Genomic DNA, 580 nt, shown 5'->3' with positions numbered 1-580 from the left:
TATATAATCAATATCACTAGAAATATATTTGTATTTTTAAAAAAGTCAATGGTAATATTTTTTAATTATTAAACACTAGTGATGCCATTTATATTTTTTAAAATATAATTTTTACTTTTTTTATTATCTTTTATGCCTATATATTCTAATCCATTATCATCACAATTTTTTATAGTATTGTAAATCCCCTCCACACCTTTATCTAATATATGTTCTGAATTTAAAGCTACTAAATCTACTCCAGCTTCTTTAATTGCCTTCAACATATCTTCTGGTGAATTATAAATAGGATATCCTGTATATTCTCCTATCTCTTTTCCTGAATAAGTTCCTTCTATAGAAGCATAAGTAAAGTTCGATTTACTTAAATATTCTTTTATTTCAGAAAAATTTTCTTTAAAATCATATTTTTTAGTTTCTTTGTTATAAGCGGACTTTAATTGTTCATCATGCACAATTATATCACCAACTGCACTTATGGTTATATCTTTTTTAAAAGATATAGTTTTTAAAAAATTATCCTTTGTATTTATACATGCCTCTTTAAAAACTTCTTTAGATTCTTTATTAATATTATTAG

At 22.6% G+C, this 580-nt stretch carries 1 protein-coding gene; it reads right to left on the bottom strand.

Going from position 1 to position 580, the window contains the following annotated elements; genetic code table 11:
• Positions 1 to 68 precede the first annotated feature (68 nt).
• A partial coding sequence (locus GBZ86_RS16665) for a CapA family protein (protein WP_207707491.1) occupies positions 69 to 580 on the bottom strand: 512 nt, incomplete at its 5' end.

The organism is Clostridium tarantellae, assembly GCF_009295725.1.
GTDB classification, from domain to species: Bacteria; Bacillota; Clostridia; order Clostridiales; family Clostridiaceae; genus Sarcina; species Sarcina tarantellae.
The sequence above is the reverse complement of the archived record's forward strand: the minus strand, read 5'-3'. Positions and strand labels throughout refer to the sequence as shown.